Below are 24,620 nucleotides of genomic sequence, written 5' to 3'. Positions count from 1 at the left end.
GAAAGGTGACGCCGACATGACCGCTGCGCAGACCCATGGCCTCGGCAACCGGGACCTGCTCGACCAGTACCTCGCGGCGGGGTTCGCCGGACGCGTCGGATGGGGGGAGCGCGTGGCCCTCCTGGTCATCGACATGGCCGGAGCCTGGACGAGCCAGGACGAGATGATCGGCACCGACCTCGGCGGTGTGCTGGACAACATCCGGCGGCTTCTGGAGGTCGCGCGCGAGCGTGACGACGTTCCGGTGGTGTTCACCACCATGGCCTACGACGAGACCTACTCCGACCTCCCCCTCGCGAGCCGGCTCAAGACCCCGCACCTGGAGCGCATGATCCGGGGGTCCGAGCGCGTCCGGCTGGTGCCCGAGCTGGACCGCCGCCCGCACGAGGCGCTCATCGAGAAGCCGCGGGCCAGCGCGTTCTTCAACACCAACCTGCCGAGCATCCTCGTCGCCCAGCGAATCGACACGGTCGTCGTCGTCGGCTGCAGCACCAGCGGATGCATCCGCTCCACGTGCGAGAGCGCCCTCGACCACGGCTTCCGCGCCATCGTCCCGGCCGAGGCCGTGGGGGACCGCTCCGCCTCGGCGCACGAGGCCGCCCTCTTCGACATCAACGCCCGCTACGCCGACGTGCTGCCCATCGAGGAGGTCGTCGACCACATCAGGCGGCGCCCGCGGGCGGCCGCCACCGTCACGACTGACGGGTGAACATCAGCAACCGGTCGAAGATCCGGACCTGGTCGCTGCGGGAGAAGTCGGTGACCTCGTCGATCAGCCGGGTGAGGTGACGGGCCATCGCCTCCTCCGCGGCCGCCGGATCCCGGCGGCGGATCGCGGCGACGATCTCCACGTGCTCGGGCACCGACTGGCTCACGGTGCCGTGACCTCCGGTGATCACGTCGAGCACCTTCTCCAGCGGGAGGAGCGACTCGTTGAGCACCGCGCCCGCCAGCGCCCCCAGCAGGTCGCTGCCCGCGATGCGGGCGATCGTCCGGTGGAAGTTCATGCCGACCTGGCGGGCCTGTTCGTCGTCGTCCAGGCTCATCTCGTGACGGCGCAGGATCTCCTCGAGCCCCGCGACGTCGTCGTCGGTCGCCTTGGCCGCCGCCCGGCCGGCGATCTCCCGCTCGACGCCCCGCCTGGCGTGCAGCAGGTCGAGAAGCTGCTCCACCGTGCGGATGTCGAAGGCCCGGGCGAACTCCTCCTCGTGGCGCTGCCGCGCGGACATCGCCTCGGCGCAGCGCCGCCCGTGCTCGGTCAGCGTGCGGCCCTTGCGCCCCGACGGCATGGTGAGGCCGAAGTCGTCCAGGCGCTTGAAGATCCGTGAGACGGTCGCCTCGCTGATCTCCAGCCCGCTCTCGCGCAGCTGGCGGCCCGCGAGCCGGGCGCCCACGGGACCGTCGGCCCGCCACACGATGCCGAGCAACCGCTCCTCTTCGGGGTTCAGCTCAGGAGCGGCGCCGTTCACCGCGGGGACGTCGGAAGCCGATGGTCGCGCTCGCCTCGCCACTTTGCGAGCCTCCCCATCCTCGAAGGACCCCACTACGAAGCGCCCATGATATCGGTCCGCCCAGCACCCGGAACGCCGTTGATCAGAGCGGGTTGTCGTGGGCGACGAGGGCGAGCTGGACGCGGTTGTCCAGGGCGGTCTTGGCGAGGATGCGGGAGACGTAGCTCTTGACCGTGCCGACGCTCATGTGGAGCTCGGCCGCGATGTCCGCGTTGGACATGCCCCGGCCGACCGCGGCGGCGACCTCGCGCTCCCGGCCGCTGAGCCTGGACAGCAGCCTGCGCGCGTCGTCGCGGCGGCGGTCCTCCGCCTCCGGCGCCAGGTGGGCGATCAGGCGCCGGGTCACGTCGGGGGACAGGATCGGCTCGCCCGCCGCGACCCGCAGGACCGCGTCCACGATGCCCTCCGGCGGGGTGTCCTTGAGCAGGAACCCGCCGGCCCCGGCGCGCAGCGCGCCGAAGACGTGCTCGTCGGCGTCGAAGGTGGTCAGGATGATGACGTGGGGAGGGCTGGGCCGCCGCCGCAGCAGGCGAGTGGCGTCGATCCCGTCCAGGCCGGGCATCCGGATGTCCATGAGCACCACATCGGGCGCGTGCGCGTCGACCGCGGCCGGGACGTCGGCGCCGTCGGCCACGCCGCCCACCACGACGAGTTCGTCGGCGCCCCTGAGCATCAGCGTCAGGCCCGCCCTGACGAGCGGGTCGTCGTCCACGACCAGCACGCGGATGGCGCTCACACCGCCCATGGTAGCCAGACCGCCAGCCGGAACTCGCCTTCCTCCACACCGGCCCGCTCCACCCGGCCGCCCGCCAGCTCGGCCCGCTCCCGCACCCCGGCCAGGCCGGCGCCCTCACCCGCGGGGGAGCCGGGGACGGACGTCACTACGGGGTTGCGCACCTCGATGGTCAGCCCCCGGCCGGGACCACCGTTAAGGCGTACGGTCACCGGCCGGCCCGGGGCGTGTCTGCGGGCGTTGGTCAGGCCCTCCTGGACGATCCGGTAGGCGGCCCGCGCCGTCGCGCCCGGCAGGTCGGGCAGGCGCAGGCCGCCGTCGTACAACTCGACCCGCACGCCCGCCCGCCGTACCTCCTCCACCAGCGCCGGCAGGTCGAGGACGGCCAGGACGGGCGCCTCGCGCAGGACCGAGATGACCTGGCGCAGCTCCTGCAGCGCCTGATGCGCGCTGGAGCGCATCACCGCGGCCGCCTCGACCACCTCTGCGGGGTCGGCCCGCGCGTTGAACTCCAGCGCCCCGGCGTGCAGCGCCAGCAGCGACAGCCGGTGCGCCAGCACGTCGTGCATCTCGCGGGCGATGGCCAGGCGCTCGGTGTGGCGGGCCTGCTCGACGCGCCGCCGCTGCTCCTCCCCGGCCCCACGGAGCCGCTCCTCCAGTGACAGCACCAGCTGACGGCGGGCCCGCGCCAACATCCCCCACCCGGTCAGCGCCACCCCGGACAGCACCGCGACCAGCGCCCACACCGCGTACGGCGCCAGCCCCGGCGGCCGCAGCCAGAACCGGGCCAGCGTCGCCGCCACCCACGCGGCGCCCATCCCGATCGCGACGGCCGAACGCCGGTACAGGGCGGTCATCAGCGTGCCGATGCCCGCCGCGACCGACGCCGAGGCCGCGGGCACCGACAGCGCCACGGCGACCAGCGCCGTGGTCGCCGGCCACCGGCGCGACAACCACAGCGCCCCGCACGCCACCGCACCGCCGGTCGTGTCGGCGATCAGGTGCCATCCGGAAGCCGCGCCGAGGTCGCCTCGCACGACGACCGCCGCCGCGGCCAGTGCGCAGGCGACGCTCCCCGCTCGGATCGCCCGGTCCCGCCGGGTCCGCGCGGGGCCGGGCCGTACGTCTGCCGTCACGGACGCCCAGCGTAGTGACGGCGGGCCGGGCGGCGGCAGCAACCTAAGTCGACGCCGGGTTGTCACCCGGGTTGCCACGGACGGGACCCGGGACGGCAGACGCGGGCGGTGCGCGCGGCACACGCTGGCCGCATGACGGCGAACAAGACGCGCGGCCGACTGGCCGCACTGCTCCTCGCGGTGATCACACCGCTCGTGGCCGAGTTCACCCTCGGCAACCCGCCGCTGCGCATGGCCTGGCTCCTGCTGCTGTGGATCCCGATCTACGGTGCGGGCGTCGTCCTGGTGCGCGAACTCGTACGCCGGGCCGGGACGGGCTGGACCGGGGTACTGCTGCTCGGCGCCGCGTACGGCATCGTCGAGGAGGGCCTGGCGCTGCAGGCGCTGAGCAGCCCCACGATGTACGGCGCCGCCGGGTGGGCGCCGCGAATCCTGGGCCTCAACAGCGCCTACACGGAGCTGCAAATCCCCTACCACGCGGTCTTCAGCGCCGCGATCCCGATCCTCCTGACCGACCTGATCGTCCCGTCCCTGCGCGACCGGCCCTACCTGGGCGGACTCGGCACGTGGGTGGCCGGGACGGTCTTCGTCCTCGGCGCGCTGCTGCTGCGGGTGACGGTCGTGACCTCCATCGACCCTGGATACCAGGCGCCGCCGGCGATCCTCGCGGGCTGCGCCGTCGCCGTGGCCCTGCTGGTGGTGGCCGGGCTGCGGCTGAGGTCGCGGCCCGGCGCGCCCTCGATCAGGCCGCCCGCCCCCGCGGTGGCAGGAATTGCCGGCGCGGTGGCCGTCTTCGGATTCCTGGCTCTGCTGTTCCCCTTCGGCGGCGCGACCCGGCCCGCCTTCACGCACGGCGGGTGGGTGGTCGTGCCCATGTCGGCCGCAGCCGTCGTGGCGGTGGCCGCCGCGTGGTCACTGCGCCGGTGGACAGCCGGTGACCGGTGGACCGACCGGCACGGTCTCGCCCTGGCCTCCGGCGCCCTGGTCGCCCACACCGCCTTCGGCCTGGTCTCCAACACCGACACGGCGGCTGACCGGGCCGGCCTGGCGGCCGTCGGCGTGGTCATGGCGGGCCTGCTGGCCGTCCTGGGCCGCCGGGTCGCGGGCGTCACTTCTCGTCGGCGCCGGGTTTCGCGCTGATCGATTCCTGGTAGACGTCGGCGTAGGTTGGGGAGTCCTTGACCAGGTCGTCGCAGAACGCGGCGACGTCGGTGCCGATGAGTTCCACGACTCCCTTGCCTGCGGCGACACCCTCCTCGAAGAAGTCGACGATCCCGGGGAGCAGGGGCCCGTCAGGCAGGTCGATCGGTCCGACCTTGAACAGGTACTTCTGCATCTCCTTGTAGACGATCTGGTAGTCCGGCGGGAGAGCCTTGACCCGCGCCACGTGCGCCCGCCACTGTTTCTTGCCCTCGACGATGTCGTGGATGCTCACGTCAGCCTCCCAGCCGGCTCAGTTTCCTCGCGACGTTCCTGTTCAACTGCTCGCGCCACCGGTCGCGATAGGTTCGCGCCCCTTCTCCACCGGCAAGCGCGGTGCAGAAGCCGCGGATGTCCTCGCCGAGCACGTCATGGGCGCTCTGCCCGTCCGCCGCCGCTACTTCGAGCAGCCCCAGGGCGGCGTCGAGGATCGGCATCAGGGTGCGGCCGGTGAAGTCCCCGTAGGGGAGGAGGTGGGCGATGATCTGTCCCCACACCGCCCGGTAGTCGTCCGGCAGGGCCTCGGCCCGGGCTTCGAACGCCTTCCATTCCCTGGTGAGATCGCTGCCTGTGACTTTCTCCCAGAAGTTCATGTCCCGCCCTTCTTGAGCCTGTCGATGCGTGATGAGAGGTACTGCCATTTCGCCCAGAACTTCGTGAGTTCCTCGCGTCCGGCGTCGTTGAGGGCGTAGAACTTGCGCGGCGGACCGACCCCGGACGGTCGTTTCGTCACCTGGACGAGCCCGTTCCTCTCCAGCCGCAGCAGGATGGTGTACACGGTCCCCTCGATGACGTCGGTGAAGCCGAGTTCGTTCAGCTGACGGGTGATGGCGTACCCGTAGGTTTCCTCGCTGCCGATGATCTGGAGCACGCACCCTTCGAGGGTGCCCTTCAACATCTCCGTCAGGTCGTCCATCGCAGGTGCTCCTCAGCCCTTCGGTACTACGTGCTACCGAGTACCACTATACGGTATCACCGAGTAGCCCCGTCCTGCTTACACACCCCTGAATCCACCGATCGGTGGAGCCGCTCCACCGCGTGGGCGAGCTACCGATTCCACCGCCCGCTCGGGAGATCGGGCGATCCGCACGGGGTGCCTCCGTTGCGACCCTGAATCCCGTCAGGAACGAAGAGACGGAGGCGAACCGATGCGCAACGTGGTCTGGCTGATCGGCGGGTACGCCGCGGTCAGCCTGGTGACACTGGTGGCGGTGATCGTGTTTCGGCGCGACCCGGCGGTGGTCACCGACGCGGTCTGGGTCCGCGGCACGCTCGTCGCCGCCGCCTCGCTGCTCACGCTGTTCTTCGCGGTCCGGGCGGCCCGCGGCGACCGCCGGATGCTGCTGCCTGTGGTCGTGCAGATCAACCGGCGCCGAGCGGTGTGAGTGCGTTGATCGAGCTCGCTCTGGTCACGTTGCCCGCGTGGGCGGCCGGGGCGGCGGCTAGGTTGTTCCGCTGGGAGTGAGTACGCGATGCGGAGTTGGCAGATGGCCGGGCCGGCGGGCTGGGAGCAGCGGTTCCGGCCCATGGTCACCGTGGTCCCGTACGTGGCGCTGGCCGTCATGGCCGCCCTGACCATCGCCTTCAAGCACGACCAGCCGGGCTCCCTCGCCGTCGACCTCGTGCTCTGTGCGGCGGCCGCGGTGTGGAGCCTGGCGCTCTTCACACTGCGCCCGGCCTGGCGCGACCGGATCGGCGTGATGGGCGTCTTCCTGGCGGGCCTGATTCTGTTCGGGCTGGTCATGGTCCTGCGCGACCCGTGGTTCGGCCTGTACACGCCGGCACTGTACTTCTACGCGTACCGGATCATCGGCTGGCCGCGCGAGCTGTACTTCATCGCCGGCGTCGCGGTGGTGGCCGGCACTGCACAGTCGGCCGGCCTGGACACCGGCTCCTGGGCCGGTCGCCTCGAGTACCTGGGGATCCTGGTGGTCAACATCGCGCCGATGTGCCTGCTGGCCTGGATGGGCGAGATCGGCGCGCGGTACTACGACTCCCGGGAGGCGGCGCTGCGCGAGGCCCGGGAGGCCAACACGCGGCTGGCCGCGGCGCTGGCGGAGAACGCGGGGCTGCAGGAACGGCTGGTCGAGCAGGCCCGCGCGGCCGGCGTCCTCGACGAGCGGGCCCGGATGGCTCGGGAGATCCACGACACGCTGGCCCAGGGCCTGACCGGCATCGTCACCCAGTTGCAGGCGGCCGAGCACGCGGCCGACGACCCGGCCGCGTGGCGGCGGCACCACGCCGCGGCGACCGCGCTGGCCCGGGAGAGCCTGACGGAGGCGCGGCGCTCGGTGAACGAGTTGCGCCCGGAGCCGCTGGAGACCGGCCGCCTGGCCGACGCCATCACCCAGGTGGCGGCCGCGTGGTCGGCCCGCCACAGCATCCCGGCCCAGGTCACCGTCACCGGCGAAACCCGCACGATGCGCCCGGAGGCCGAGGTCGGCCTGCTACGGGTCGCCCAGGAGGCATTGGCCAACGTCGCCAAGCACGCCGGCACCGCCACCCGCGTCGGTCTCACCCTTTCCTACATGGACCGGCAGGTGGCGCTCGACGTACGCGATGACGGCCGCGGCTTCGACCCGGCCTCCCGGATCGAGCGCGACGGGGGCTTCGGGTTGGTGGCGATGCGGCAGCGGATCGAGGCGTTGTCGGGCACGTTGCAGATCGAATCGGAGGTGGGGGGTGGGCCCGGAATCTCGGCCTGCCTGCCCGCCAAGGCGGCGGAGGTGCGTACGTGAGTGGCCCGATCAAGCTGCTCGTCGCCGACGACCACCCGGTGGTACGGGACGGGCTGAGCAGCATGTTCGCCCGCGACCCCGAGTTCACCGTGGTCGGCGAGGCGGCGGACGGGGCCGAGGCGGTCCGGCTGGCCGAGACGCTCGAGCCGGACGTGATCCTGAGGACCTGCGGATGGCCGGCATGGACGGCGTCACCGCGATCGGCGAGCTGACCCGGCGCGGTGTGTCGGCCCGGGTGCTGGTGCTGACCACCTACGACACGGACAGCCACGTGCTGCCCGCGATCGAGGCCGGTGCCACCGGCTACCTGCTCAAGGACGCGCCGCGGGACGAGCTGCTGCGCGCCGTACGCTCGGCCGCCCGCGGGGAGGTCGCGCTCTCTCCGTCGGTCGCCGCCCGCCTGATGAGCCGGCTGCGCGCTCCGGCGCCGTCGACCGGCCCGTTGAGCCGGCGCGAGTTGGAAGTGCTGCGCCTGGTCGCGACCGGCCACACCAACCGGGAGGCGGCCGCCCGGCTGTTCATCACCGAGGCCACGGTCAAGACGCACCTGCTCAACGTCTATGCGAAGCTCGACGTCAACGACCGTGCGGCCGCGGTCGCGGAGGGTTACAACCGCGGCCTGCTCGGTGCTCCCGAGCCTCCATGAACGTTGTGCCATCGGAAACGCTGACCACCGAGGCCCGGCAAGCCCGCCGCACTAGGCTGATGCCAGTGATCAAGCTGGTGGAGTGGACGAGGTTGGAGCCCTGGCGGGTGGCCCGTGCTCGGACCGACCGCGGTGAGACAGTGATCGTCAAGTGGATGGGACCTCATGCCGATGGCAGGCGTGCCGAGGCGTGGCGGTTGTGCACGGAAGTAGCCGCACTGCGGTTTCTGACGGAGGACCTCCGCGTCGATCTGGCACCACGCGTGCTGGCGGCGGACATCTCTGCGGGACGCGTCATTCTGCAGGATCTCGCGCCACGGGTCGCACTGGACGGACTGTTGCGCAGCGACGGCATCGCCGCGCATGCCGTACGCCTGGAGGCCTTCGCTCGTGCCCGTGGCGAACTCGGCGCGTTGACCGCCGGACAGGCGGGGCTGTACTACCGGCGGCGAGCGATCCTGGGGCAGGTCGATCCGGAGGCTGACCGGCTTGGGCGTGTGGCCGGGCTGCGCGAAGAGGGTCTGTCGCAGGCCGAGGCCCTGGGAGTCACGATCAGCGGGGCGGTGGAACGCGAGTTTGCCCTTGCCCTTTCGGAACTGGCCGATCCGGGGCCCTTTCTGGCGCTGAGCAACGGCGATCCGGAAACCAACAACGTTCTGGTCCGCGCGGACGGGCCGACCGATGCACGCCTGATCGACTTCGAGTTCGCCGGATTCACCCATGCGCTGCACGATGCCGTCTGCCTGCATGTGCCGGGTCCGGCCTGGATGTGGGTGAGCATGCCCGCACAGCCCGGCGGCTCGGCGCCGCTGCCGCAGGTCGCCGAGACCTATCGGCGGGCTCTGGCGACCGGGGTGCCGCAGGCTGAGGACGATCGGCTCTACGGTGTCGCCCTGGCGGCGGCATGCGTGGCATTCGCGCTGACCCGTCTCTCGCGTCTGCCGGCACTGGACGGGCGCGGGGGAGGACAGCCGCGCGCAACTCGTGACGACCTTGGAAGCCGCCGCCGACACCGCTCGGGCGCACCATGCCCTGCCGCAGCTGACGGGCTTGTGCCGGCGCCTGGCCGAGACGCTGCGTTCTCGCTGGCCCGACGCGGATGTGGACATCGCTGCTCTGGCTCCCTACACGCCGCGACGCCGCTGATGGCCTTGGCCACGAACGTGGATGGACCGCGCACAGGTGCTCAGCTGATGGCGCCCCAGGTGAGCGAGAGGCCGGTGGCGGCGCGTTCGGTACGGATCTCCATCATGCTGCCGAGGATGGTGGCGTGGTCGGACACCACGGGGGTGGCGTCGGGCGTGTAGGTGATCCGGGTGCTGACGAGCACCGGGCTGCCCTGCGGCTCCTGGAGGTGGCGGGCGGCGGCGGGGTCGAGCAGTCCCGGCCGGACCACCTCGGACGCCCGGGCGACCGCGACCCCCGCGTCGGCGAGGGCCGTGTAGAGGGAGACGGCGGTGAAGTCGCGGTCGCGGATCCGGTCGGCGACCGGCCGGCGGACCCAGGACACCTGGTGCACGGCGGGACGCCCCGCGAACTCGCGGACCCGCTCCAGCCGGAGGGCGGTGTCGCCGGGCCGTAGCCGCAGCTCGGCGGCGATCCGGGCGGGGGCCCGGCGCACGGCCCGCCCGGTCACCACGGTCCGCACGTCGTGGCCCTGCTTACGCAGGTCGTCGGCCAGGCTGCGGAGCGAGTCGAGCTGGTACGCCAGATGCGGCGGGGCGACGAACGTGCCCCTGCCGGGCCGCTGCACGATCAGCCGCTCGTCGCTGAGCTCCCGCAACGCCTGGCGCAGCGTCATGAGGGTCACCCCGTAGGAGGCGCTCAGCTCCCGTTGCGGCGGCAGGGCCTCACCGGGGGCGTAGTGCCCCGACCGGATCTTCGCGGCGAGGTCGGCGGCGATGACGCGGTATCTCGCCTCGTGCCCGGCGTCGGGGGTCCCGTCGGAGGTCATCGTGGTCGGTCACACTCCTGGTCGAGGGCCTGCCGCAGGGGCGCGAGGAAGTCCCGCAGGTCGTCCGGCCCCGCCCCGTCGAGCACCCGCCGCATGACCGCGGCGCCGACCACCACGCCGTCGGCGTGCCGGCGGGCTTCGCGGGCCTGGTCCGGGGTGGAAATGCCAAATCCTAGCAAGACCGGCCGGTCGGTGACGCGCCTGATCCGCCCGGTGAGCTCCGCCGCCGAGGCGGCGAGGGCGGCCCGCTCACCGGTGGTGCCCATCAGCGACACCGCGTAGACGAATCCGCGGCATCGGCGCGAGATCTCCGCCAGCCGCGGCTGCGGCGTCGCCGGCGACGCCAGCAGGACCAGTTCGACCCCGGCTGCGGCGGCCACGTCCGCCAGCTCGTCCGCCTCGTGCACCGGCAGGTCGGGCACGATCAGGCCGCCGACGCCGGCCCGCCGCAACGCGTCGCAGAACGCCTCGGGGCCGTCGTGCAGCACCAGGTTGTAGTAGGTGCTGGCGACCAGCGGCACGCCCGGGCCCGGCAGACCGGACAGGTCGGCGAGGATCCGGCGGGTGCTCGCCCCCCGGGCCAGTGCCGTGTCGCTCGCCCGCTGGATGGTGACGCCGTCCAGCGTCGGGTCGGAGAAGGGCAGGCCGACCTCGATCGCGTCCGCCCCGGCGTCGGCGAACGCCCGCAGGTACTCCGTCCAGCCGGGCGTGATCCCCCCGGTGACGTACGGCATGAGCAGGCCGCGGCCGGTGTCCCGGCGGGCCCTCAGATGGCGTTCGACCGCGCCCGCGGTCAGGGTGGGGTTCGTCCTGTGGTTCGTCACAGCAGCTCCTTCAGGGTGGAGACGTCCTTGTCACCGCGGCCGGACAACGTCATCAGCACCGTCGATCCCGCGGGCAGGTCGCCGTCGCCGGCCGCGCGGATCACCCAGGCGAGGGCGTGCGCCGATTCGAGCGCCGGGACGATGCCCTCGGTGCGCGCCAGCCGTACCGCCGCGCCGACCGCCTCGTCGTCGGTCACGGTGACGTAGCGGGCCCGGCCCAGGTCGCGCAGGTGGGCGTGCTCCGGGCCGACTCCCGGGTAGTCGAGCCCGGCGGCGATGGAGTGCGGCTGGGTGATTTGTCCGTCGTCGTCCTGCAGGAACAGCGAGCGGCAGCCGTGCAGGACGCCGAGCCGGCCGCGGGCCGCCCCGGCGCCGCCCTCCGCCTCGACACCGACCAGGCGCGCCGGAGTGTCGGCGAACCCGGCGAACGTGCCGGCCGCGTTGGAGCCGCCGCCGACGCACGCGACCACGTAGTCGGGGACGCCGGTCCGCAGCTCGGCGGCGCACTGCCCGCGGGCCTCGTCGCCGATGACCCGCTGCAGCTCCCTGACCATCCAGGGGTACGGATCCGGCCCGACGACCGAGCCGATGCAGTAGTGGGAGTCCCCGGTCGCGCCCACCCAGTGCCGCATGGCCTCGCTGGTAGCGTCCTTGAGGGTGCGGCTGCCCGTGGTCACCGGGACCACCTCGGCGCCCAGCATGCGCATCCGGAAGACGTTCAGCGCCTGCCGCTCGATGTCGCGCTCACCCATGAACACCGTGGCCTCCAGCCCGAGCAGCGCGGCGGCGGTCGCGGTGGCCACCCCGTGCTGGCCCGCTCCCGTCTCGGCGATCAGCCTGCGCCGTCCCATCCGGGCGGCCAGCAGGGCCTGACCCAGCACGTTGTTGATCTTGTGGGACCCGGTGTGGGTGAGATCCTCGCGCTTGAGGTACAGCCGCACCCCCAGCGCCTCCGACAGCCGGCCGGCCGGGGTGAGCGGGGTCGGCCGCCCGGCGTGCACGGCGAGGAGCCGCGCCAGGGCGCCGCGGAACCCCGGATCCGCCCAGGCCTCCCGGAACGCCTCGGCCACCTCGCGGCACGCCTCCACCAGGGACTCCGGCGCGTACCGTCCGCCGTACTCGCCGAACCGGCCCCGCGCCCCGGGCTCGCCCATCGTCCCGTCCGGCGGGACCGGCTCCCGCCACAGCGACACGTCTCGCATGCCACGCTCCTGTCGTTCTATAACTCATTGATGAGTTCTATAACAGTGAGTGTGACATGGGGCAGCGTGGGCACACCACCACGGTTCCGTTCTCGTACGGCTGCGTCAGTCGGTGTGCGGCGCTGAGCGGCGGCCCGGCCGCCGCGTCTCCAGGCCGGTCATCGCCGGTCGTCTCACGAGAGGCCGGTGGGGAGCCTGGGGTGGTGCCGAAGGAGTGTCCGCAGGTCAGCCGCCGGACGCGGACTCCTCTTCCGCCGCCTCCTGGAAGCTGACCACGGCGCCGCCGTACGTCCTCGCCCAGTCCGTCAGGACCGCGATGGGCTCGACGAGGGTCAGGCGGAGGTCGGTGAGGCTGTACTCGACCCTCGGGGGCGCTTCGGCGTAGGAGTGGCGCTCGACCAGGCCGTAACCCTGCAGCCTGCGCAGCGTGTGGGTGAGCACCTTGCGCGAGATGCCGCCGACGAGATCGACGAGTTCACCGTGCCGGCACGGCCTGCGACTCAGCGCGAACAGGACGACGACCGCCCACTTGTCGGTGATGATCTCGATGGCCAGCCGAGCGGGGCAGTCGGCGAGGAAGACGCTTCCTGCTGAGTCGCGCATGAGCCGAAGGTTACCAAGAGGTACCTGACGGCTCATTAGCGTCCTTTTCCATGAGTACGCCACCGACGAAAACCTTCGTCCTCGTCCACGGCGCCTGGCACAGCGGGCGCGTCTGGGACCGGGTCGTCCCCTTGCTGACGCGGGCCGGGCATCGGGTGTTCGCCCCCTCGCTCACCGGCCACGGCGAGAAGGAGCACCTGCTCGGTCCCGGCGTCGGCCTCGACACCCATGTCGCCGACATCGTCGCCGTCCTCGTCGGGGAAGAACTCACCGGCGTGATACTGGTCGGGCACAGCTACGCCGGGATGGTCATATCCGCCGTGGCCGACCAGGTCCCGGACCGGATCGCGGGGCTGGTCTACCTCGACGCGATGGTCCCGGCCGACGGCGAGACCGTGCTCGACGTCATGCCCCTGACCCAGCACCTGATCGACGCGGCCGCCGTCTCCGACGAGCCCTGGCGCATCCCGCCCATGCCGGAGGGGCCGGCGCCCATGGGTCTGTTCGGGGTGACCGACCCGGCGGACACGGCGTGGCTGCGCACGATACTCGGCGACGAGTCGGTCCGCTGCTTCCAGCAGCCCGTCCGGCTGCGCAACCCGGCCATGGACGCGATTCCCCGGACACACATCCACTGCGTCGGCGGCGTGCCGAAGGGCGTCACCCGCCGTCCCGTGCCCCCCGTACAGCCCAACGGCACTCCGTCGCGGGTGTGGGAGTTGCGAAGCGGCCATGACTGCATGGTCACCGTGCCGGGCGAGCTCGCCGAGTTGTTGCTGAACACGACCCCGGCCGTCGGTCGCGATCGATCGTTCAGCTGACGCCGACGGTCTGCCGTTCGGGTTCGACGACGGCGACGACGCGCTCTTCCGTCCGGGAGTAGGGCCGGCCGATGTACTTCGCCGAGATCTGGTCGATGATCTCCCAGGCCGCGTCGCCTTCGAGCCATCGGACGACCCGGCCGCGGACGATGACGGGCTCGAACGGGTTGCCGGCGGCCGTCAGGGAGAGCGCCACCCGGGGGTCTCGGCGCAGGTTGCGGGCCTTGCGCGAGTGCGGGCCGGTCAGGAAGACGATGTGGTCGCCGTGGGTGCCGGCCCAGAGGGGGACGCTGTGGGGCGAGCCGTCCGGCAGGACGGTGGCGAGGTGGGCCAGCGAGGTGCCGTCGAAGGCGCGGCGTACGTCGGGGTTGAGCATCTTCTTCTCCCTGCGGAGTCGTCGGTGAGTGATACGGCATGGCAAGCGGCCCTCGCGTACCGCCGCGACCGCGTTCTCGATGCCGGTGCTGATTGGTTCCTTGAAGAGACTCCATGACCGTAACACGTGGAGTTCCTTCAGGGAACCCTGAAGCGCGCACTGCGGCCAGTCGATGCACGCCGGCGATGTCGACCCACTGCCGGGCCCGGGCGCCGCCCGCCCGAGGCGGTGTGTCCGCTACGGGCGGGTCGAGACGATTTCGAGCAGGTTGACGAGCTGATCGAGCTGGTCCGGGTCCAGGCGGCCGGTCCTGGGTGCCAGGGCGCGCCGGACTTCGTCGTGCACTCGCTCGACCAGTTCGAGCCCGGCCGGGGTCATGTAGACATCGACGACCCGGCCGTCATCGGGATTCTTGCCGCGCATCAGCAGCCCCCTGCGCTGGGCTCGGTCGATGAGGCCGGACATCGTGGACTTGTCCAGGCCGAGGTAGGCGGCCAGTTCGGTGACGCGGGCGCGGCGATCGCGGAGGATGCCGAGCACCCGCAGCTGGGTGAGCGACAGGTCGTTCTCGCCGCCGACGCGGGTCAGCACGCCCGCCACCTCGAAGGTGGTCCGGACGAGGGCGTCCAGGGCATCGTCGGCGGCGGTCATGCCGTCATGGTAGCTCCGGCATGGTTGGCAATCCCAACCAGCCGGAGCCGGCCCGCGCGGACGGCGAGCGGCTCCACCTGGTTCACACCATCCCGTTGACATGGTTTGTATTACCAACCATTATGGCAATGGTTGGTAATACAAACCACTTTCAGGGAGGCCACCATGCATGCCGCCGTCATCCAGACCGCCGACGCCCCGCCGGTCTACCGCGACCACCCCGACCCGGCCGAGCGCCACGGCGACGAGATGGTCGTCGAGGTCCTCGCCGCCGGCCTGCACCATCTGACCAGGGCGAAGGCGAACGGTTCGCACTACTCCAGCAAGGGGGTGCACCCGCTCGTCCCCGGCGTCGACGGCGTGGTGCGCGACACGGAGGGCAACCTGCGCTACGTGGTCCTGGACGACTCGGCTCTGGGGACGTTCGCCGACCGCACCCTCATCGACCCCCGTCGCAGCGTGATCCTGCCCGACGGCATCGACCCCGTACGGATCGCCGCCGCGATGAATCCGGCCATGTCGTCCTGGATCGCGCTGCGGCGGCGCGTCGAGTTCCACGCCGGTCAGCGCGTCCTCGTCCTCGGCGCCACCGGCAACGCCGGACGGATGGCGGTCCAGATCGCCAAGCTGTTCGGCGCCGCCCAGGTCGTCGCCGCCGGCCGCGACACCGCCCGTCTGAGGGCGCTGACCGCGCTCGGCGCCGACGAGACGATCACCTACGACCAGATCGGCCGCGCGGCCGACGTCGACGTGGTCATCGACTACGTGTGGGGCGAACCCGCCGCCGGCGCGATGATGCCGATGCTCACCGCCCGCGCCGACCGCACCGCCCCGCTGGCCTGGATCCAGATCGGGTCCGTCGCCGGCCAGACCGCGCCGATCCCCTCCGTGGCGCTGCGCTCCGCCCGCCTGCAGATCGTCGGCAGCGGCATCGGCTCGGTCCCCGCCCGGGACATCCTCGCCGAACTGCCGGAGCTGGCCTCGGCCGTGGCCGCGGGCGCGATCGACGTACGGGCCCGCGCCGTGCCCCTCGCCCAGGTCGCGCAGGCGTGGACCGCCGAGACCGACGACCGCATCGTCTTCGTCCCGTAGCCCCCACGCCCGAGATCGCCCTCCGGCCGGTCCTGTTCGGCCTGGCAGAGGCTATGCGGAGGCGTTGGCGTAGCGGCGGGCCAGGTGGGCGAAGGCGTCCTTGAGCTCGGCCGGACCGACGACCTCGATGTCGGTGTCGAACCTGCCGACGGCGGCGGCCAGCCCGGTCCACGACCACGAGCCCAGAACGAGCCGGCAGCGGTCCGGGCCGAGCTCCTCGACGACCCCGTCGCGGACATAGGGGGACACCTCGGCCGCGCCCACGCCGAGGATCACCTCGCCGCGGCAGGGCCAGCCGCCGGAGCCGTCGGAGCCCCGGAACCTGGCGGACAGGAATGCCGCCACCGTTCCTCCGGGCAGCTCACGCGGGGTGAAGCGGGGCCCGGCCGGGAAGCGCGGGGTGATCCGGTCGGCGCGGAAGGTGCGCCACTCCTCCCGGTCGAGGTCCCAGGCGACGAGGTACCAGCGCCCGCCCCACGTCACGAGGTGGTGGGGCTCCGCCCGCCGCGGCGCAGGCCCCGGCGCGTAGTCGAAGCGCAGCACCTCACGACTGTGGACGGCGGCGCCGATGGCCGTGATCACCTCGGTGCCGACCTGTGGGGCCGGGCTCGGCGCGGCGCGCCCGACCGCGGTGACCTGGAGGGCGTCGATCCGGTGGCGCAGCCGTGCGGGCATGACCTGCCGTACGGTGTTCAGCGCCCGGGCCGAGGCCTCCTCGATGCCGGCGCCGCTGGTGACGGCGGTCTGGAGCGCGATGGCCAGGGCGACGGCCTGCTCGTCGTCGAACAGCAGCGGGGGCAGCTCCGTGCCGGCGTCCAGCCGGTACCCGCCGTCGGGTCCCTTGAAGGTCGTGATGGGGTAGCCGAGCTCGCGCAGCCGGTCGATGTCACGGCGCACGGTACGCGGGCTGACCTCCAGCCGCTCGGCCAGCAGCGCTCCCGGCCAGTCCCGGCGCGTCTGGAGCAGTGAGAGCAACGCCAGCAGTCGCGCTGAGGTCTTCGGCATGGATTCAGTGTGCCGTAGGTAGGGGCCACATCCTGACCGCTACTCCTGCGACGGTTATCCCACGTCAGGCGCTGCACAGCGTCGATAACCGATAGGAGCGGCATGTCCGTCAAGTCCGTCACTCATCTCAACTTCCGGGGCGACGCCCGCGCGGCGCTGGAGTTCTACCAGTCCGTCTTCGGCGGTCATCTCGCCGTCGTCACCTACAAGGACGCCGGGAACGTGCAGGACCCGGCCGAGGCGGACCAGGTGATGTGGGGCCAGGTGGTCGCCGGCAACGGCTTCCACGTGATGGCCTACGACGTGCCCTCGCGGCAGCCGTGGGACCGGGGCGAGAACTCGTTCTTCCTCTCCCTCCGCGGCGAGACCACCGAGGAGATCACCGCGTACTGGGAGAAGCTCTCCGACGGGGCCGTCATCGCGCAGCCTCTGGAACCCGCGCAATGGGCTCCGCTCTACGGCATGCTGACCGACCGTTTCGGCGTCGTCTGGGTCGTGGACGTCGCGAGCGAATACACCGGCTGAGCAGCGGGGCGCGACCCGGTGACCGTACTCGGCACCCGCGCGCTCGACCGCGCCGGCCTGGCGGGCCCGCCACGACCTCATGCTGCGCCGGTTCGGAAACACCGCCGCGAGCTCGCCGGGGTGAACCTCGACGAGCTCGCGGCGGCGGGCCGGGCGGTCATGGCCGACGGCGAGCCGCGCTCGATGAACGGGCTCGCGAGGGCGCCGGCCGCACCGGCCCACACCAGGCGCGATCAGCCGGTGGGCTTGCCGAACCAACGGGAGAGGTGGTCGTCCAGGTCCCGCTGGTCGTCGCCGATCCAGGCGACGTGGCCGTCGGGGCGTAGCAGGACGCAGGGAACATCCAGTGCGGCGGTGGGATCCGCGAGGTGGTCGACCCGGTCCGACCAGCCATCGGCGGTCAGGCGTTCGGTGCGGTCCAGCAGCAGGCCGCGGCCGCGATGCAGCAGACCGTAGAGGTGGCCCTGTTTCACGTCGATGTCGCGCAGGCGGCGGCCGAGCAGGTCGGGGCCTGCGCCGAAGTCGTAGCGGATGCCGATCGCGGTGATCTTCTCGATCAGGTGGCGGTTCACCTCGTCGAAGTCCATCAGTTCGGTGAGCAGCCTGCGCACGGCCTGTGCGCCCGGTTCGGCGGACAGCAGTGCCATCTGGGCGCGGGTGTTGTCCAGCACCTCTTCGGCGACCGGATGACGTTCGGCCTGGTAGGTGTCCAGCAGTGTGTCCGGCGCCCAGCCGCGGATCTGTGCGGCCAGTTTCCAGCCGAGGTTGAACGCGTCCTGAACGCCCAGGTTGAGGCCCTGTCCGCCGATGGGCGGGTGGATGTGTGCCGCGTCGCCGGCCAGCAGCACCCGCCCGACCCGGTAGCGCTCGGCCAGCCGCGTGGCATCCCCGAAGCGGGACATCCAGCGCGGGGAGTGCACCCCGAAATCGGTTCCGGCGACGGCGCGCAACTGCTGCTGGAAGTCCTCCAGGGTGGGCGGCTTCGCCCGGTCGCCGACTTCCGCGGCCGGGACGACGATGCTGTAGACCCCTTCGCCGAAGGGCCGGAGCCAGAATCGCCGCTGGGTCTCGCGGAGTTCGGCCGTCTTGGCGGCGATCTCCTCCCGCGACGCGCTCACGTGCATCTCGCCCATCAGCGTGTCGTTGCGTGAGGGCTCGCCGGGGAAGCCGACGCCGAGCAGTTTCCGCACCGTGCTGCGCGCGCCGTCACAGCCGACGAGGTAGCGCGAACGCAGCTGTCGCCCGTCGGTCAGCTCGACGGTCACCCCCTCGTCGTCCTGCTCGAAACCGGTGACCGCGCAACCGCGCCGGACCTGCGCACCCAGTTCGATCGCGTGTTCTTCGAGCAGTTGTACGATGACCGGCTGCGGGATGCCCAGCAGATAGGCGTACGCGGAGTCCAGGCCCTGGGGCACGGGTTTGGGGATGGCGGCGAAGAAACCGCCGGCCGGACGCTGTCTTCCATGCGGGAGAACGCGCTCGAGCAGTCCGCGCATCGCCATCAGTTCGAGACTGCGAATATGCAGACCGACTATGCGGATGAACGACGCGGGCTCGGTCTCCTTCTCCAGGACGAGGACCCGTACGTCGTGCAGCCGCAGTTCGGCGGCCAGCATCGCACCGGTCGGACCGCACCCGGCGATGATCACATCGAACATGAACGGCGCGCGGTCGCGCTCGGTCACATCGTCCGACGACGGCTCGGAGGCGAACGGAAAGTCCATAGGTGTTGCCTTTCGGGAGTGCCTTGTTGGCTAGGCGCTCCCGGCGACACCTACGTCGATCGGCCGGCCGTGACGGGAAGGGGGAGCACCCACGTCGATACAGCGTTCATGGGTCTCACCTCCTCGGGCGGTGTCACGGTCGACCGCAAGCTACAAGCCCGAGCATCATCCCGTCCAATCCTTTTTCGAGCCGGGACGGCTGTGCGGAGCATCCGTGATCAGGGGCCTGACCGCGTCAGGCCCGCGGCTTCAGGCGCCCGCCGGTCCGCTGTAGTCGGTGACGGCGTAGACCTCCAGGAGCCTCTCGACTCCGCGGAGGAAGGTTTCGCTGATCAGCACGGGGTCGAACAGGCAGCCGGCGGCCATGGCGCCGTCGCGCATCATCACGTAGTGGCGGGCGGCGGGCTCGGCGCCGGTCCCCTGGATCTTGGCCAGCAGTTCCGTGACGGTCTCCAGGAACCATTGGCGGTGGGCGAGCACGGCCCTGTGGACGGGGGACTCGGGGTCGGGATACTCGGCGGCGGCGTTGAGGAAGGCGCATCCCCGGAAGCCGGGGGACTGGATGCCCCGGACGATGGACTCGCTGAGGGCCCGGATGGTGCCGGCGGCCGGTAGTCCGGCGGCCATGGCCTCGTCCGCCTGGCCCCGTATGGCTCGGTCGACCTCGTTCAGATAGGCGAGGACGAGGTCTTCCTTGCCGGGGAAGTGCCGGTAGAGGGTGGCCCGCGTCACCTGCGCTTCGGCGACGATGCGATCGATGCCGACGGCGTGGATGCCCTCCGCGTAGAAGAGCCGGGTGGCCGTGCTGAGCAGCCGGGACCGCGCTTCGGACGGTCGGCCTTCGGATTGGCGGGACATACCGCCATCCTAGTGGGTAGAACGTTCGGTCTTGACAGCCTGCGTCGCCGATTGCCATGCTGAGCCGAGATAGAACGTTCGGTCTACCAAGCGCGGCCCTTGCCGGTCGCCCCCTGATCGCAGAGGCCGGACGCGCCGAACCGCTCTCCTCGTCGCTCATCCGCTGGAAGGATCACCATGAGCACCATCGCCGCTTCGCCGGGTATTTCCGGGACCGCGTCCGCACTGCGGCGGCTGTACTTCGTCCGGTTCGCGTTCGCCGTCGTCTGGGCCCTCGCGATGTTCACGACCGCCTCGAACCTGGGTCCGCTCGCGGTCACCCTGCTCGTGCTCTACCCGCTGTTCGACGTGGCCGCCGCCACCGTCGACGCCCGTGCGTCGCGCAGCACCGGATCATCTGCCCTGCTGTACGTGAACATCGCCGTCAGCCTGGTCACCGCCATCGGCGTGGCCATCGCCTGCGCGTCCGGCATCCCGGCGGTGCTGCGCGTGTGGGGCGCCTGGGCGGTCGTGGCCGGGCTGGTCCAGCTGCTCGTGGGTGTCACCCGTCGCAGGATGAGCGGCCAGTGGCCGATGATCATCAGCGGCGGCATCTCCGTACTCGCCGGTGCGTCCTTCATCGTCGGTGCCGCCTCGGCCGGCCCGACGCTGATCAACGCGGCCGGCTACGCCATCCCCGGCGGCGTCTTCTTCCTCATCTCGGCCCTCCGTCTCGGCCGCGCCGCGAAGGGAGACTGAAGCCGTGGCGGGCCGGGTGGCCCGCCACGGCGGCGTTCCCTAGTCTCCGGCCATCACGACGAACGCGAATCCGCTGCTCGTCGTACGGCGCAGCGGAGTGTCGCACTTGATCCGGCGCAGCGCCTCGTTCCTGCTGAGGCCCAGCCCCTGGGCGATGAGCCGGTCCGGGCGCACCGGCACCGGGTCCTCGAAGACGACCTCCACCTGGACCGGCCACGCCCCGTCGAGCCGTGCCGCCGGGGTGTCCAGCCGCCAGGCCCCCGTCCAGTCCAGGGTGAAGCGGTTGCGCCGGGCGAGCAACGGATCCAACAGCCTGGCCGCCACCAGTTCCGGATCGTTGACGCGGTAGCCGTGGAGTTCGGCCGGATCGAGGGATCTCACCGGCACCCGCTCGTGCACGGTGAGCTTGCTCGTCCGATCGCAGGACACGCAGCGGACCAGCAGCCACACGTCCAGCAGCTTGCCGTTGGCGTTGACGCGGAACCTGCCCTCGCCGGTGGTGGCCGACTCCGACGGGCAGCCCACGCACCGCACCGACAGCAGAGGCAGCCTGGTCCGGCGGACGACCCAGGGCAGCACGATATGAGGTTGTGAAGACATGATCTCTCTAGACCTGACACGAGGCCGATTACGCGCGGCCTCAGACGCCGTGCGACCGGGCGCGCGGAGGCAGCCCGGCGAGACCGACGGGAGCGTCGGCTACGGGTGAGCGGAAGAAGGTGTCAGGTCTGAAGAGCAGGCGGGGTCACGCGGTTCTGTCCTCTGTCCTCACTGCTACGAGCCGCAGGCAACCTACGGGAACACAGAAGGACGGCTCAACCGGTTTTCCGCCTCAGCCCGGGGCGAGGACGCAGGAGTCGACGCAGACGGCGGTCGGGTCCGGCCAGGCGAAGCCCACCGGTTCGACGTTGGTCACGCCGGGCCCCTCGCTGGAGACGCCCCAGCCGAGCGCCTCCGCCCAGAACCGGCCGAGGGCCGAGTCGTCCCGAGCCTTGAAGTTCACCTGAACAAGTCGCAGAGCCATGCCGCCCAACCGTACGCGCGGGCGGATCGGCGGGAACAACCGGCAAGTCGGTCAGGGTGCGGGTTCGTGAGCGTCGTCCGGGCACCGGCCGGCGGCTCCGGGCGGAGAGGAGCGCGAAGACCCCGCGGTGTCACTCGGTGAGATAGCGCTGGACCGTGGGACTCAGCCAGGCGATGAGCTCTTCCTCCGTTGCCGCCACCATCGGCGGAAATTTCAGGATGTAGCGGGATAGGGCCAGGCCCAGTAGTTGCGAGGCGACCAGGGAAGCCCGCAGGGGAGCGCGCTCCGGATCACCGGTCAGGCCGATCACGAGCGGCATGACCTGGCCGCCGAAGATCGTCCGCATGCGCTCGGCGGCGGCCTCGTTCGTCACGCCGGTGCGGAGCAGGACCTGTAGCCCTTCGTCGGCCTCCCACTTGCGCAGGAAGTGCCGGACCAGGCCGGCGCCGGCCTGGTCCGGTGCCAGCTCGGGCAGTTCCAGGTCGAATTCGGCCGCGGCGGCGAACAGCTTCTCCTTGGTGCCGAAGTAGCGCATCACCATGGCCGGGTCGATCCGCGCGTCGGCGGCGATGGCCCTGATGGTGGCCTTGTCATAGCCGTCGGCGGCGAAGCGTTCGCGGGCCGCGGCCAGGATCACGGCCTTTGTCTCGGCGGAGGATCTCCTCATGCCAACAATTGTAGGCCAACAACCGTTGACATTCCACTCGGAGTGGGCATACGTTCATGCCAACAACCGTTGACCAAGGAGGCGCGATGAACGCCGAAGTGCTCGTCGTCGGAGCCGGACCCGCCGGGCTCACCGCCGCGATCGTCCTGGCCCAGCACGGCCGGCAGGTCATGATCGTGGACGCGCTGGGGGAGGGCGCCAACACCTCCCGCGCCGCCGTCGTGCATCCCCGCACCCTGGAAGTCCTGGAGCCGTACGGCGTGGCGGACCGGCTGGCCGCGCACGGCGTCCACACTCCGGTCTTCGCCATCCGCGACCGCGACAGGATGCTGGTGCCGGTGCCCTTCGGCGGCCTGCCCACCGCCTACCCCTACACCTTGATGATCTCCCAGGCCGACACGGAGGCCCATCTGCTGGCCCGCCTGCACGAGCTCGGCGGCAAGGTGATCAGACCCGCCCGGGTGAGCAGCGTCGAGCAGGACGCCGACGGCGTCACCGCCACTCTGGACGACGGGCGGCGGATCCGCGCCGCCTACCTGATCGGCGCCGACGGCCTGAACAGCACGGTCCGCCAGAGCGCCGGGATCGGCTTCACCGGCGGCACCTACGCCGAGTCGTTCGTCCTGGCCGACGTCCGCCTGTCCGGCGGGGTGCCGCAGAACGAGGTCACCCTGTACTTCTCGCCCGCCGGACTGGTCGTCGTCGCCCCGCTGCCCGGCGGCCTGCACCGCATCGTCGCCACCGTGGACGAGGCCCCCAAGGAACCCGGCATCCTCTTCGTGCAGCACCTGCTCGACACCCGTGGCCCCGAGGCCGAGCCCGCGCGGGTGCGGGAGCTGATCTGGAGCTCGCGCTTCCGCGTCCACCACCGCATCGCCGACACCTACCGGCGGGGCCGCCTGCTCCTGGCCGGCGATGCCGCCCACGTGCACTCGCCCGCCGGCGGCCAGGGCATGAACCTGGGCGTCGACGACGCCGTACACCTGGGCGAGACGCTGGCACGAGTGCTCGGCGGTGAACCGGACAGCCTGCTCGACTCCTACGCCGCCACCCGCCGCCCGCAGGCCGAGCAGGTGGTCGCCCTCGCCGGGCGGCTCACCAGGCTGGCCACCGCCGCCGACGGCCGCCGCGTGCTACGCAACCTCCTCCTCGCCCTGGCCGGCCGGGTCCCCGCCGTCCGCACCCGGCTGGCCTGGCAGCTGTCCGGTCTGAACAGACGGGAAGCCGCGTGATCGCCGGATCCGGGCATCGGCGGAGCCACCGAAAGATAACTTGCGAGAATTACCCATCTCCCAAGTTATCCGGGCGCGGACGCCACGCAACGGATCGAGGCTTTCTGTTTTCTGTTTCCAGAAATTCAGAAAATCGCTAGGCTGTCCGTCGTGACGATCTCCGTGACCACCGCGTGCAAGCACTGCGGGGCGCCCATCGACCAGCCCGTACGGCGGGGCAGGCCGCGGGAGTACTGCCCGGACGGCGACTGCCAGGCGGCGGCCAAACGGGAGCGGGAGCTGCGCCGCGCGACCCCGGGCCTGGAGGGCGCGCTGGCGCGGGTGGAGGACCTGTACGAGCGGATGGAGAAGGGCCTCGCCGCGGCGATCGACCCGCTGGCGCGGGTGCTGGAGCAGGAGCTGAGCCCGGCGGGGGTGGAGGCCAAGCTGAGCGCGGTCCAGGCGGAGGCGCACACCAGCGTCGCCATCGCCCGGGCCGAGCGGGAGCAGGCCCTGGAGCAGGTGCGGCTCGCCCGGGAGGCCGCCGAGGAGGCGCGGCGGGACGCGGAGGAGGCCCGCCGCCGGATGGACGAGGCCTACACGGAGCGGGACACCGCGTTCGCCGACGCGGAGACCGCCCGCGAGCAGGCCCTGGCCGCATTGCGCGAGGCGGCCGCCACCGAACGGCGGATCAGGCAGGAGGCCGACCAGGCCGGCCGGCGGGCCGAGGCCGCCGAGGCCGCCCGCGAGCAGGCCGTACGCGAGCTCGCCGACCGGGTGGACAAGGCCGCGGCCGAGGTGCGGCAGGTGCGGGAACGGGCGGCGCGGGCCGGTGCGGAACGCGACCAGGCGCAGGCCGAGGCGCGGGCGGCGCGGGCGGAGGCCGAGCTGGCCCGCCGTGCGCACCGGGAGTCGGAGCAGGCGAGCGCCGCCGCGCTGGCCCGGGCCCAGTCGGCCGAGGCCGAGCGTGACCGCGCGGTGGCGCGAGCGGAGGCCGAGCGCGACCGGGCCGTCGCCCAGGCCCAGGACGAACGCGACCGGGCGCTGTCACGGGCGCAGGCCGCCGAGTCGGCCCGCGAGGAGGTGGTCGCGGAGGCCGCCCGCCTGCGCGCCGAGGCGGCGCAGGCCGAGGCGCGTGCCCGGGCCGCGGGCGCGGAGGCGGAGCGCGCCGCCGGGGAGTCCCGGTCGGCGGCGGCCGAGCGGGATCGGGTCCAGGCCGAGCTGTCACTGGAGCTGTCACTGGAACGGGCACGGCTGGCGGACCTGCGTTCGCAGCTCGACGTGGCCAGGTCCGAGGCCGCCCAGCTGCGTGAGCGGGCGGTCGCCGCGGAGCTGCGGGCCGCGGGGGAGGCCCCGCCGCCGGACCGGTGACGTACGGCGA

Annotated in this window: 27 protein-coding genes and 2 pseudogenes; 11 read left to right on the top strand and 18 right to left on the bottom strand. The window is 72.0% G+C overall.

Going from position 1 to position 24,620, the window contains the following annotated elements:
* The first annotated feature begins 16 nt into the window (after nt 1–16).
* Nucleotides 17–709 carry an isochorismatase family protein gene (locus tag HHX33_RS03995; protein ID WP_182873393.1) on the top strand — a complete coding sequence of 231 codons (693 nt, stop codon included), beginning with the start codon at nt 17–19 and terminating at the stop codon, nt 707–709.
* Here HHX33_RS03995 and HHX33_RS03990 read toward each other — a convergent pair.
* The 3 genes from HHX33_RS03990 to HHX33_RS37040 form a co-directional block, all read right to left on the bottom strand.
* Nucleotides 693–1,511, bottom strand: coding sequence for an FCD domain-containing protein (locus tag HHX33_RS03990; protein ID WP_182873392.1), 819 nt, complete (start codon nt 1,509–1,511; stop codon nt 693–695). The genes HHX33_RS03995 and HHX33_RS03990 overlap by 17 nt on opposite strands.
* 82 nt (nt 1,512–1,593) lie before the next feature.
* On the bottom strand, nt 1,594–2,256 hold the full coding sequence (locus HHX33_RS03985) for a response regulator transcription factor (protein ID WP_182873391.1): 663 nt from the start codon (nt 2,254–2,256) through the stop codon (nt 1,594–1,596).
* Nucleotides 2,244–3,380, bottom strand: coding sequence for a sensor histidine kinase (locus HHX33_RS37040; protein WP_182873390.1), 1,137 nt, complete (start codon nt 3,378–3,380; stop codon nt 2,244–2,246). Before HHX33_RS37040 ends, HHX33_RS03985 begins: the two co-directional genes overlap by 13 nt.
* Nucleotides 3,381–3,512: 132 nt before the next feature.
* On the opposite strand from HHX33_RS37040, the gene HHX33_RS03975 reads away from it, so the two are divergent.
* A complete protein-coding gene (locus tag HHX33_RS03975; protein ID WP_182873389.1) occupies nt 3,513–4,520 on the top strand; it encodes a hypothetical protein in 1,008 nt (335 codons plus the stop codon).
* Here the strand turns inward: HHX33_RS03975 and HHX33_RS03970 are convergent.
* From HHX33_RS03970 to HHX33_RS03960, 3 genes are read right to left on the bottom strand one after another with little or no spacing between them, the layout of a single operon-like run.
* Complete coding sequence (locus HHX33_RS03970; protein ID WP_138460728.1) at nt 4,489–4,815, bottom strand: DUF1048 domain-containing protein; 327 nt, start codon at nt 4,813–4,815, stop codon at nt 4,489–4,491. The two genes, HHX33_RS03975 and HHX33_RS03970, sit on opposite strands and share 32 nt — an antisense overlap.
* 1 nt (nt 4,816) lies before the next feature.
* Nucleotides 4,817–5,173, bottom strand: a complete 357-nt coding sequence (locus HHX33_RS03965) for a DUF1048 domain-containing protein (protein ID WP_182873388.1) — start codon at nt 5,171–5,173, stop codon at nt 4,817–4,819.
* A complete protein-coding gene (locus HHX33_RS03960) occupies nt 5,170–5,496 on the bottom strand; it encodes a PadR family transcriptional regulator (protein WP_111699650.1) in 327 nt (108 codons plus the stop codon). The genes HHX33_RS03965 and HHX33_RS03960 overlap by 4 nt, the downstream gene beginning before the upstream one ends.
* 232 nt (nt 5,497–5,728) lie before the next feature.
* Here HHX33_RS03960 and HHX33_RS03955 point away from each other — a divergent pair, with 232 nt between their 5' ends.
* From HHX33_RS03955 to HHX33_RS03945, 3 genes and pseudogenes are all read left to right on the top strand, one after another.
* Entirely contained in the window at nt 5,729–5,965 is a 237-nt protein-coding gene (locus HHX33_RS03955) for a hypothetical protein (protein ID WP_182873387.1), read from the top strand.
* Nucleotides 5,966–6,052: 87 nt separating this feature from the next.
* Nucleotides 6,053–7,318: a sensor histidine kinase gene (locus HHX33_RS03950; protein ID WP_259402141.1), complete on the top strand. Its 1,266-nt coding sequence runs from the start codon at nt 6,053–6,055 to the stop codon at nt 7,316–7,318.
* Nucleotides 7,319–7,380: 62 nt separating this feature from the next.
* Nucleotides 7,381–7,964 (top strand): annotated as a pseudogene (locus HHX33_RS03945) (response regulator).
* Nucleotides 7,965–9,150: 1,186 nt separating this feature from the next.
* Here the strand turns inward: HHX33_RS03945 and HHX33_RS03940 are convergent.
* The 4 genes from HHX33_RS03940 to HHX33_RS03925 all read right to left on the bottom strand — a co-directional run bounded on the left by HHX33_RS03940 (nt 9,151) and on the right by HHX33_RS03925 (nt 12,547).
* On the bottom strand, nt 9,151–9,918 hold the full coding sequence (locus HHX33_RS03940; protein WP_182873386.1) for a GntR family transcriptional regulator: 768 nt from the start codon (nt 9,916–9,918) through the stop codon (nt 9,151–9,153).
* Entirely contained in the window at nt 9,915–10,742 is an 828-nt protein-coding gene (gene trpA / locus HHX33_RS03935) for a tryptophan synthase subunit alpha (RefSeq protein WP_182873385.1), read from the bottom strand. Before trpA ends, HHX33_RS03940 begins: the two co-directional genes overlap by 4 nt.
* On the bottom strand, nt 10,739–11,944 hold the full coding sequence (trpB, locus tag HHX33_RS03930) for a tryptophan synthase subunit beta (RefSeq protein ID WP_182880989.1): 1,206 nt from the start codon (nt 11,942–11,944) through the stop codon (nt 10,739–10,741). The genes trpA and trpB overlap by 4 nt, the downstream gene beginning before the upstream one ends.
* A 225-nt stretch (nt 11,945–12,169) precedes the next feature.
* Nucleotides 12,170–12,547 (bottom strand): winged helix-turn-helix transcriptional regulator, encoded by a 378-nt coding sequence (locus HHX33_RS03925; protein WP_182873384.1) that lies wholly within the window; start codon nt 12,545–12,547, stop codon nt 12,170–12,172.
* A 50-nt stretch (nt 12,548–12,597) separates the two neighbouring features.
* Between HHX33_RS03925 and HHX33_RS03920 the strand changes: the two genes are divergently transcribed.
* Nucleotides 12,598–13,368 (top strand): alpha/beta hydrolase, encoded by a 771-nt coding sequence (locus tag HHX33_RS03920; protein ID WP_182873383.1) that lies wholly within the window; start codon nt 12,598–12,600, stop codon nt 13,366–13,368.
* Here HHX33_RS03920 and HHX33_RS03915 read toward each other — a convergent pair.
* Together HHX33_RS03915 and HHX33_RS03910 are read right to left on the bottom strand one after the other, a co-directional pair.
* A complete protein-coding gene (locus HHX33_RS03915) occupies nt 13,361–13,744 on the bottom strand; it encodes a TIGR03618 family F420-dependent PPOX class oxidoreductase (RefSeq protein ID WP_182873382.1) in 384 nt (127 codons plus the stop codon). The genes HHX33_RS03920 and HHX33_RS03915 overlap by 8 nt on opposite strands.
* A gap of 237 nt (nt 13,745–13,981) precedes the next feature.
* The gene (locus tag HHX33_RS03910) at nt 13,982–14,395 is read right to left on the bottom strand and encodes a MarR family winged helix-turn-helix transcriptional regulator (protein ID WP_111699630.1); all 414 of its coding nucleotides are present in this window, start codon (nt 14,393–14,395) and stop codon (nt 13,982–13,984) included.
* A gap of 165 nt (nt 14,396–14,560) precedes the next feature.
* On the opposite strand from HHX33_RS03910, the gene HHX33_RS03905 reads away from it, so the two are divergent.
* On the top strand, nt 14,561–15,487 hold the full coding sequence (locus HHX33_RS03905; protein WP_182873381.1) for a quinone oxidoreductase family protein: 927 nt from the start codon (nt 14,561–14,563) through the stop codon (nt 15,485–15,487).
* Between the two features lie 51 nt (nt 15,488–15,538).
* On the opposite strand, the gene HHX33_RS03900 is transcribed toward HHX33_RS03905, so the two are convergent.
* Nucleotides 15,539–16,492 carry a helix-turn-helix transcriptional regulator gene (locus tag HHX33_RS03900; RefSeq protein ID WP_182873380.1) on the bottom strand — a complete coding sequence of 318 codons (954 nt, stop codon included), beginning with the start codon at nt 16,490–16,492 and terminating at the stop codon, nt 15,539–15,541.
* 102 nt (nt 16,493–16,594) lie between these two features.
* On the opposite strand from HHX33_RS03900, the gene HHX33_RS03895 reads away from it, so the two are divergent.
* On the top strand, nt 16,595–17,017 hold the full coding sequence (locus tag HHX33_RS03895; RefSeq protein WP_138460712.1) for a VOC family protein: 423 nt from the start codon (nt 16,595–16,597) through the stop codon (nt 17,015–17,017).
* 233 nt (nt 17,018–17,250) lie between these two features.
* Here the strand turns inward: HHX33_RS03895 and rox are convergent, their stop codons facing one another.
* Together rox and HHX33_RS03885 are read right to left on the bottom strand one after the other, a co-directional pair.
* Nucleotides 17,251–18,675 carry a rifampin monooxygenase gene (rox, locus tag HHX33_RS03890; RefSeq protein ID WP_220501513.1) on the bottom strand — a complete coding sequence of 475 codons (1,425 nt, stop codon included), beginning with the start codon at nt 18,673–18,675 and terminating at the stop codon, nt 17,251–17,253.
* Nucleotides 18,676–18,990: 315 nt separating this feature from the next.
* A complete protein-coding gene (locus HHX33_RS03885) occupies nt 18,991–19,599 on the bottom strand; it encodes a TetR/AcrR family transcriptional regulator (protein ID WP_182873378.1) in 609 nt (202 codons plus the stop codon).
* 177 nt (nt 19,600–19,776) lie between these two features.
* Between HHX33_RS03885 and HHX33_RS03880 the strand changes: the two genes are divergently transcribed.
* On the top strand, nt 19,777–20,337 hold the full coding sequence (locus tag HHX33_RS03880; protein ID WP_182873377.1) for a hypothetical protein: 561 nt from the start codon (nt 19,777–19,779) through the stop codon (nt 20,335–20,337).
* Between the two features lie 39 nt (nt 20,338–20,376).
* Here HHX33_RS03880 and HHX33_RS03875 read toward each other — a convergent pair whose 3' ends face one another.
* From HHX33_RS03875 to HHX33_RS03865, 3 genes and pseudogenes are all read right to left on the bottom strand, one after another.
* Nucleotides 20,377–20,916, bottom strand: a complete 540-nt coding sequence (locus tag HHX33_RS03875; protein ID WP_310741205.1) for a DUF1062 domain-containing protein — start codon at nt 20,914–20,916, stop codon at nt 20,377–20,379.
* 277 nt (nt 20,917–21,193) lie between these two features.
* Nucleotides 21,194–21,361: pseudogene (locus tag HHX33_RS03870) on the bottom strand (VOC family protein); the annotation flags it as partial.
* Between the two features lie 130 nt (nt 21,362–21,491).
* Nucleotides 21,492–22,028: a TetR family transcriptional regulator gene (locus HHX33_RS03865; protein ID WP_111699622.1), complete on the bottom strand. Its 537-nt coding sequence runs from the start codon at nt 22,026–22,028 to the stop codon at nt 21,492–21,494.
* 86 nt (nt 22,029–22,114) lie between these two features.
* Between HHX33_RS03865 and HHX33_RS03860 the strand changes: the two genes are divergently transcribed.
* A complete protein-coding gene (locus HHX33_RS03860; protein ID WP_182873375.1) occupies nt 22,115–23,260 on the top strand; it encodes an FAD-dependent monooxygenase in 1,146 nt (381 codons plus the stop codon).
* 150 nt (nt 23,261–23,410) lie between these two features.
* Entirely contained in the window at nt 23,411–24,610 is a 1,200-nt protein-coding gene (locus HHX33_RS03855; RefSeq protein ID WP_182873374.1) for a hypothetical protein, read from the top strand.
* Nucleotides 24,611–24,620: the final 10 nt, after the last annotated feature.

The sequence above is a fragment of the Microbispora sp. H10670 genome (genome assembly GCF_014161385.1).
Taxonomy (GTDB): domain Bacteria; phylum Actinomycetota; class Actinomycetes; order Streptosporangiales; family Streptosporangiaceae; genus Microbispora; species Microbispora triticiradicis.
The sequence above is the reverse complement of the archived record's forward strand: the minus strand, read 5'-3'. Positions and strand labels throughout refer to the sequence as shown.